Below are 8,201 nucleotides of genomic sequence, written 5' to 3' on the forward strand. Positions count from 1 at the left end.
GATGAAGAGCATAAGGATTGCATGTGCCGCCACCTGCCTTGGCATTGCAGCGCTGGCCGTGCAGGGAGCGGCTAGCGCGCAGTCGGAGCCATACAAAGTCTTCGACACCAGGCCGGTCATTACCGACGGGCCTTACCTGTCCGCGTTGTCCGATACTGCGGTGTCGGTGGTGTGGATGACCGATGCGCCGAGCCACGCCAAGGTTCGCCTGCACGACGGCGACAGCGTGCGGGAAATCGAGCCGCAGGTCGACGGCCTGGTGCCGGTCGGCCAGCGTCATGTCGTGACAATCAAGGGACTCGCTCCGGGCAGGCGCTACACGTACGAAGCTGTCGCCACCCGGGTAGTCAAGCTGAAGCCGTACTGGCCGGATAAGGGATTCAGCACAAGCAGCCCGGCGGCGGCATTCACCACGTTCGACCCGCAGCAGGGCAAGATCTCGTTCAGCGTCGTCACCGATACCCACGAAGACACCGCCCGCATCGGCCGCTTGATGAAGTTGATCGACTGGCCTGGCACTGATGCATTGGTTCACCTGGGCGACGCTTTCCATTGGCTCGATTCGGAAGAGCAGCTGTGGGCCAAATGGCTGCGTCCAACCGTTGCCGCCTTGGGTCCGGGCAAACCCCTGCTGTTCGCACGCGGCAACCACGAATTGCGCGGCGCCTTCGCGCGCGAGCTGGCGGGCTATATACCCTCGCCGGAAGGCAGGTATTACTACTCGCGCGCCATGGGGCCGGTGCACCTTCTGGTCATCGATACAGCCGAGGACAAGCCGGACGACACCAATGTCTACGCCCAGTTGAATCGCACCCAGCCCTACCGCGAAGACGAACTGGCATGGCTGCGCGCGGAAGTCAGCGGCAACCGGCATCTGGCGAAGGCGCCGTTCAGGGTGGTGGCGATGCACCAGGCAGACTGGGGATCGCTCGCCGATCAAGGCGCGGCATGGACTGCGCTGGCCAACCAGGCCGGCGTCGACCTCGTGATCGCGGGCCATGAGCATGAGTTTTCCTATCATGCTCCCGACAAGGTGCACGCCTACCACCAGCTGATCCTGGGCCAGGACCAGCTGGCCCGCGTCGACGCCACGGAGCGCACCCTGACGGTCAAGGTAACGACGGACAAAGGCGCGCCTGTGCATACGCTGACCATCCCGGTGCGCCGATAACATGCTACCCTGTTGCGAAATTAGCAAACAGGGTAATCATGGTTAAGCGTATTATCGCCGCCGCGGCGTTCATGTTGCTGGCGGGCGCCGCGTGGGCCCAGGAAGAGATTCCGGCACCGGCGGCCGACACCGAACAAGTCCTCATCGTCGGTCAGCGTCCCGGCCCCGGCCTGTGGAAGGTCAGCAAAGGCGAACATGTGATGTACATTTTCGGCGACTACGCACCGCTGCCGATCAAAATGGATTGGCGCTCGCAGGAAGTCGAATCCATCATCGCCAAATCCCAGGAATACCTGCCGAAGCCTTCCTTTGGTATCAGCGTGGGTCTTTGGGGCGGCCTGAAAATGCTGCCCTACGCGGTCGGATTCAAGAACAACCCGGATGGCGCCAAGCTGGTCGACGTTCTGCCAGCCGAAACCTACGACCGCTGGCAGGTGCTGAAGGCAAAGTACATCGGGAAGGACAGCGGCATCGAGCGCGAGCGGCCCATGTTCGTGGCTGAAACCTTGTATGCGCAAGGCTTGGAAAAGAACGGCTTGACCTTGCGCACCGATGTCTACGCGAAGCTCGATAAGCTGGTGAAGCAATACAAGGTCAAGATTACCTCCAGCAGCGCCGAGGTGGAGCTGGAAAACCCCGGCCAGGCCATCAAGGCATTCAACAATTCGCCCGGCTCCGATACGGCTTGCTTCGCCAAGACAGTGGAACGCCTGGAAACCGACATCGACGCCATGCGCGTGCGCGCCAATGCCTGGGCCGTCGGCGACATGTCGAAGATTGCCACACTGAGTTTTGCGGACCGCGACGAAGCCTGCAAGAACGCCGTCTTCGAGAACGACGCCTTCAAGTCGAATGAAAAGCTGCGCCAGGCCGAGCAGAATATGCGCAAGGCCTGGCTGGAAAATGCGGAGCATGCGCTGGAGGCGAACAACACGACTTTCGCCGTGCTGTCGCTGCGCCATCTGTTTGGATCGACCGGCTACCTGGCCGACCTGCAGGCAAAAGGTTATAAGGTCGAAGCGCCCGAGTAAGTTCGGCCAGCCGGCAAGCTGACCTGGCGCCGGCTTGAAACGCCTTGCGTGACACCGTTTGCCGCCTTGGCCTGCGGCGGCAGCTTGAACACTTCCAGCGCCTTGGCAACCGCCTGTGCCTGCACGTCCAGCACGCCGGTGGCGGTGGATGCTTCCTCCACCATCTGGCTGTTTTGACGCGTCACTTCGTCCAGCTCCGCGATGGCGTCCTTGACCTGGTTGACGCCGTTGCTCTGTTCGCGCGTTGCGCCGCTGATGTCGCCCATGATGGCAGCGACGCGGCCGATGGCGCCAATCACCGCATCCATGTCGGCGCCGGCCGCGGTAGCTACGCTGGCGCCGCCTTCGATCTTGTCTGCCGAAACATCGATCAGCAGTTTGATGTCCTTGGCGGCGGCCGCACTGCGCTGCGCCAGGTTGCGCACTTCGCTGGCGACGACCGCGAAGCCTCGGCCGCTTTCACCTGCCCGTGCCGCTTCCACTGCCGCATTCAGGGCCAGGATATTGGTCTGGAAAGCGATGCCGTCGATCAGGCCAATGATGTCGACAATCTTGCGTGAGGAACCGCGGATCTCGTCCATCGCCGTCACTACCTGCGCCACCGCCACGCCGGTGCGTTCGGCCAGCGCGGTCGCCTCGTTTGCCACGCTGTTGGCCGTGTTGACGTTGTCGGCGGTCTGGCTCACGGTGCCGGTGATCTGTCCCATATGGGCCGACGTCTGTTCCAGATTGGCCGCTTGCGCTTCGGTGCGGGCCGCCAGGTCGGCGTTGGCCGTGCGCACCTGGGTGGTGGTGCTGCGGGTCAGCGCGAAATTGCCGCGGATATCGCCCAGGATGGATGCCAGGTTCAAGTTCAACTGGCGCACGAATGCTTGCAGCTGGCCCAGTTCATCGTGGCGATCAACCGCCATGCGGGTGGTCAGGTCGCCGCCGGCCAGAATGCGCGTGGCGTTGATGCAGGCCTGGACCGGCGCAACGATGGCGCGGTGCAGGTTGTACCAGCCGTACAGGGCCAGCGCCGCCAGCAGCAAGGCCTGCAAATGCAGCGCAAATTCGGAATAGGGCAGGAGGGCATGCATCGCCATCGACAGCGCCAGCACGATCATGCTGCCGAAGCATAAGGCCATGCGCTGCGCCAGCGAGATGTCGCGCAAGGCTCTGGAAACTTTCTGCATTGCGCGCGGCGCGGCCGATCCGCGCGCAATGCGCACACCGTCCGGATTGGCGCCCTTGACGGTGCGGTATAGCTGCTCGGCTTCCTTGACCTGCTCGTGCTTGGGTTTGGTGCACACCGACATGAAGCCGGTGGTCTTATGCTTTTCGATCACCGGGGTGACGTTGGCAATGCACCAGAAATAGCCGCCACCGGCGCAACGGAATTTGACCAGGCCGCGCCATGGCTCGCCCGACATCGTCGTGCGCAGCATGTCTTCATCGACCGCGGCCGGCATGTCAGCATGGTAGAAGGCCTTCTGCGGGCGGCCGAGTAGATCCTCGTCGGCGTAGCCGCTGACGGCGTTGAACGTCGAATTGGTGTACGTCAGCCGGCCCTGCAGGTCCGTGGTGATGACGATGGGCTTGCCGTCTTCAAGAAGTGTTTCTTGCATTATCGACCACTTTATTTCGGTTGGGAAATGTCGCTGAACATCCTATCAGATCGCGGCATGGCCACGCCGAAAGCGTGGCCATTTCGTGGTATTTCCACCAAAACTGTTGGTCTGCAGTTAATTTACTGTGGTTGCATGGCAAAGCCAACGCCAAAACGGTTCCAGGCATTGATGGCGCCAATGACAAACGTCAGTTCCGACATTTCCTGTTCGCTGAAATGGGTGGCAACGACGCGGTAAACATCGTCGGGCGCCCCGTGCTTCGATAGCTCGGTCAGGGTTTCAGTCCACAGCAGCGCGGCCCGTTCGCGCTCGCTGAAGAAAGGCGTTTCGCGCCAGACGGGCAGTGCCAGCAGCCGGCGTACGTCTTCGCCCCCCTTAAGCGCATCCTGGCTGTGCATGTCGACGCAATAGGCGCAGCCATTGATGTGCGAGGCGCGGATCTTCACCAGTTCGCGCAAGGCCGCCGGCAGCAGCGATTCGGCGGCGGCGCGTTCAAGCCCCATCATGGCCTTCATGGCGTTCGGGGCGGCTTGGTAGTAGTCAATGCGTTTCACGGTAAATTCCTCGGTTTGTTGGCGATGAACCCACTTTAGTCTGAACGAGATTGCGGATAAACTGGCGCTCATCGTTTTTAATGTACGGAAAGTCGGCTAATTATGGCTTTTGACCGCCTGGAAGCGATGCGTGCCTTTTGCCGCATCGTCGAAGTGGGCAGTTTCGTCGGTGCGGCCGACGCGCTGGGCGTGCCCAAGACCACCATCTCCGGCCAGATCCAGGGGCTGGAAGCGCACCTCGGCATGAAGCTGCTGCACAGGACTACGCGCCGCGTCTCGCCCACCACCGATGGCGCGGCCTATTACGAAGGCGCCCGCGCGCTGCTCGACGATCTCGATGAACTGGAAATGTCGCGCCATGCCGCGCGCGGCCGCGTGAAGGTGGAAATGCCGTCGCCGGTCGGCACCTTCCTGGTCATTCCCGCGCTGCCGGATTTCGTGGCGCGCTACCCGGACGTGCAGCTCGATATCGGTTGTGGTGAACGGGTGGTGGACCTGGTGCAGGAAGGGATCGACTGCGCTCTTCGCGGTGGCCTGGTGGCGGACCAGGACTTGGTCGCGCGGCCGGTCGGCGCTATGCGCTTTTGCCTGTGTGCCGCGCCCTCCTATCTCGCAAAAGCGCCTGTGCTGGCGTCGCCCGCTGACCTGGCCGCGCATCGCTATCTCGGCTTCCTCTTCGCCGCTACGGGGCGCGCTTACACGCCGACGCTTATGTGCGGCCAGCAGCGCTTTACCATCGAGCAGCCGCCGGCCATGCGTTTCAATAACGCCGGCGCCTACATTGCCGCCGGCGTGGCGGGGCTGGGGATCGTCTGCATCGCGCGGGCGGAAGCGGCGCAGCACCTGCGCAGCGGAGCGTTGCTGGAAGTGCTGCCCGAATGGCAGCCGGGCAGCATGCCGATCAGCCTCGTCTACCCTTACGCGCGCCGGCTATCGGCCCGCGTGCGCGCCTTCACGGAATGGGTCACGGCCCTGATGGCAAAGGACCCCTTGTGGCACTGAGTAATTCCAGAGTTTGGTGTGTTACTGTTGGTATTTGGTCCGTTCATATGAGGAGGTGTGCCATGGGTATTCTCGATTCGCTGGCCGGTGAAGTGATGAGCCAGTTCTCGGGCGGTAATCATCCGGAAGGGATGCTGGAAGCGGTCAGCACGATGCTGAATGATCCGCGCACGGGTGGCCTGCAAGGCCTCGTGGCGTCCTTCGAGCAAGGCGGTATGGGCGGCGTGATCGCATCCTGGATCGGCACCGGCCAGAACCAGCCCATCAGCGCGGACCAACTGCAGTCGGTGCTGGGCAGCGAGCAGGTGCAGGCAATTGCCAGTCGCCTTGGACTCAATTCGCAGGAAGTATCTGGCCACCTGGCGCAGTTGCTGCCGCAAATTGTTGACAAGCTCACGCCAGGCGGCACGATTCCCGATAGCGGCGGTGGACTGGGCGCTGCCTTGGGTGGCTTGTTCGGGCGCTCCTAGCGCACGAACCTTGGGAAAGTTGCCAACGATGCCAAAAGCCGAATAGAATGCGGCGTGTGCGGGTGTAGTTCAATGGTAGAACGGCAGCTTCCCAAGCTTCATACGAGGGTTCGATTCCCTTCACCCGCTCCATAGGGAAAATCGACGGTTTTAGCGCCGCGACTTCCTCCCCAAAAACGAAGTTCCTCCCCAAACCTCACCCTGTCGAGCCTACGATCTTGCCTCTTCGCAAGTAGCTGCGCTGCGTTGCCACGTCGGTCCCCTGTCAGTTAGACGTGGGCAATGGGCCGTCAAGAAATGAGTAGCCTAATACTCTTTTTCCATTAAATGATCTGCATACTACTCTTTTTGCGTTGACCTCATTCAGCAGAAAAGCTACTCTTTTTACTCAAGCCAACAGAATTGAGTACTATCATGAGCAATATTTTGCCTGAACTCCGGAATGCTCGGAAATCTGCCGGACTGACCCATGACATGCTGGCCGAACGCGCCGGTGTAAGCCGTATGACGGTCCAACGCACAGAGGCGGGAAAAATTGACCCCCGTCTTTCGACACTCCTAGTGCTCGCGCGTACGCTCGGCATGGATTTGATGCTTGTGCCAAAATCGCTGAGACAAGACCTGGAAGATTTTGTCCAGTCAGGTGGCCGGTTCCTAGGGCAGCCGTCGGGTGTCGGTGCCCCCCCTTCTTTGGTCGATGAGCTACTGCAGGATGCGGTCCCGACCAGGAAACATACTCCGCCCAAACCGAAGCAATGACTACATCCATCCGCTACCTGCGAATGTTTCTGCACTCGCCCGCGGGTGCCAAAAACCTCATTGGCTATCTCTCGCAGTATGGAGACATTCTGCGGGTGTCGTTCAACGAAGACTACGTTAACAATACTGGCCGTCCCACATTGTCATTAGCTTACCTCGGTACAAGCGAAGGGGCCACGAGGGAAATTCTCACCGCCCCCCGAGATATCAGGTTGTCGAGGAGCGACGGCAAATGGCCAGCTTATTTTCAGAACTTGCTGCCCGAGGGCCACAATCGGGAACGACTGGCGGCGCAGCGCGGGTGCAGCGCGGACGATGAATTCGAGCTATTGGCCGCGGCTGGCCATGACTTGATGGGGGCAATTGAAGTTGAACCGGTTCCACCCGATATGGAAATTCCGGATGCGGTACGGCACTGGCATACAGCCTTAGGTTTGGACATACTCGAACCGGGCTTCGTTGAATTTCCAGTGGAAGATGCCTCGGCACTGCCAGGCGTCATCACTAAGTTTTCGGCGGTGCTTGAAGGGCGTCGCTATGTCGTAAAACGTCATGGTGCAGCAGGATCGTACATCCTCAAGCTGCCAAGCACGCGACATCCTGACTTGGTCGCCAACGAGTTCATGGGTTTTCAACTATGCAATGCAGTTGGCCTGGATTGCGCCAAAGCGTCAGTAATTTCTCGCGTAGATGCAGACCTGCCGGAAGTTGTTCCGTTTGAGGAGATTCTGGCGGTGAAGCGGTTTGATCGCGGTCCGGCCGGCCAGCGCATCCACATGGAAGAATTTGCCCAGGTGCTTCGATACGACCCTAAGCATAAGTACGGCAAGGGACTCCACAAAGATTATTCAGACATGTTGCGCATCATCGATCAGCTCTCAGTGCGGCCCGTGCAAGACGTCCAGGAATTCGTAAACCGCTTCGTCGTATTTGTCCTGATGGGAAACACAGATACACATCTGAAGAACTGGGCTCTTCGCTATCCGGACGGAGTCCACTCTGAACTAGCACCGCTTTATGACCCTGTGTGCATCACAGCTTTCTTCGAGGGTGTTCCCGAACATGACTATGCCGTCAATCGGGCTATCGACAAGACGGTACGGGCATTCACGTGGAACGATCTCGATGCCTTGCTCGAAAAGGCGAAGGTGATGCGTCGTGGGCGCATCCTTCAAGTCGCAAAAGGCGTGGTTGCCAAGGCCAAGGCAGACTGGCCTGCGCTACTTGAGAGGGCACCCGAAAGCATGCGGCGTGCAATTGCCGAGCGCTTGGCCGGCGGGGTTGCACTAGTGGACTGTAACAGTTAAAACTGGAGTATCATTGAACGCAAGGAGGCGTCCATGATACTCACAGATAGCGAACGTTCGGAACTGCAGCAGCAGGTCAATGCGCGCAATGTGCGTGCGGATGTCGTGCGACGGGCGAGGCTGATTCTGCTGTTGGCGGATAAGCACACGTGGGAGGAAATCCGCGCCAAGCTCGATTGCAGCAACGGCTTCATCGCGCTCTGGCACAAGCGCTTCTCCGCCGAACGCCTGGCTGGCTTGTATTCGCGCCACGCCGGACGATCCGCCTTCAAAGTAACGGACCGGCTTGAAGCACGT

The 8,201-nt window shown here is 60.4% G+C and carries 9 protein-coding genes and 1 tRNA gene; 8 read left to right on the forward strand and 2 right to left on the reverse strand.

Going from position 1 to position 8,201, the window contains the following annotated elements; translation table 11 throughout:
- Position 1 precedes the first annotated feature (1 nt).
- Positions 2-1,171 (forward strand): purple acid phosphatase family protein, encoded by a 1,170-nt coding sequence (locus H597_RS0114105; RefSeq protein ID WP_028102722.1) that lies wholly within the window; start codon positions 2-4, stop codon positions 1,169-1,171.
- 38 nt (positions 1,172-1,209) lie between these two features.
- Complete coding sequence (locus H597_RS0114110) at positions 1,210-2,202, forward strand: TraB/GumN family protein (protein WP_028102723.1); 993 nt, start codon at positions 1,210-1,212, stop codon at positions 2,200-2,202.
- On the opposite strand, the gene H597_RS0114115 is transcribed toward H597_RS0114110, so the two are convergent.
- Positions 2,178-3,809, reverse strand: a complete 1,632-nt coding sequence (locus tag H597_RS0114115) for a methyl-accepting chemotaxis protein (protein ID WP_035374183.1) — start codon at positions 3,807-3,809, stop codon at positions 2,178-2,180. The genes H597_RS0114110 and H597_RS0114115 overlap by 25 nt on opposite strands.
- A 122-nt stretch (positions 3,810-3,931) precedes the next feature.
- Positions 3,932-4,327 carry a carboxymuconolactone decarboxylase family protein gene (locus tag H597_RS0114120; RefSeq protein WP_051293787.1) on the reverse strand — a complete coding sequence of 132 codons (396 nt, stop codon included), beginning with the start codon at positions 4,325-4,327 and terminating at the stop codon, positions 3,932-3,934.
- A 141-nt stretch (positions 4,328-4,468) separates the two neighbouring features.
- On the opposite strand from H597_RS0114120, the gene H597_RS0114125 reads away from it, so the two are divergent.
- The 6 genes from H597_RS0114125 to H597_RS0114150 form a co-directional block, all read left to right on the forward strand.
- Entirely contained in the window at positions 4,469-5,368 is a 900-nt protein-coding gene (locus H597_RS0114125; RefSeq protein WP_028102726.1) for a LysR family transcriptional regulator, read from the forward strand.
- Positions 5,369-5,430: 62 nt separating this feature from the next.
- A complete protein-coding gene (locus tag H597_RS0114130) occupies positions 5,431-5,838 on the forward strand; it encodes a YidB family protein (RefSeq protein WP_028102727.1) in 408 nt (135 codons plus the stop codon).
- A gap of 58 nt (positions 5,839-5,896) precedes the next feature.
- Positions 5,897-5,970: transfer RNA gene (locus H597_RS0114135), tRNA-Gly, on the forward strand.
- 282 nt (positions 5,971-6,252) lie between these two features.
- Positions 6,253-6,597, forward strand: a complete 345-nt coding sequence (locus tag H597_RS30885) for a helix-turn-helix domain-containing protein (RefSeq protein WP_051293783.1) — start codon at positions 6,253-6,255, stop codon at positions 6,595-6,597.
- Positions 6,594-7,904, forward strand: coding sequence for a type II toxin-antitoxin system HipA family toxin (locus H597_RS0114145; RefSeq protein ID WP_028102728.1), 1,311 nt, complete (start codon positions 6,594-6,596; stop codon positions 7,902-7,904). The genes H597_RS30885 and H597_RS0114145 overlap by 4 nt, the downstream gene beginning before the upstream one ends.
- A 33-nt stretch (positions 7,905-7,937) precedes the next feature.
- On the forward strand, positions 7,938-8,201 hold a 264-nt coding region (locus tag H597_RS0114150; RefSeq protein ID WP_028102729.1), incomplete at its 3' end, for a helix-turn-helix domain-containing protein.

The sequence above is a fragment of the Pseudoduganella violaceinigra DSM 15887 genome (genome assembly GCF_000425385.1).
GTDB lineage: Bacteria > Pseudomonadota > Gammaproteobacteria > Burkholderiales > Burkholderiaceae_D > Rugamonas > Rugamonas violaceinigra.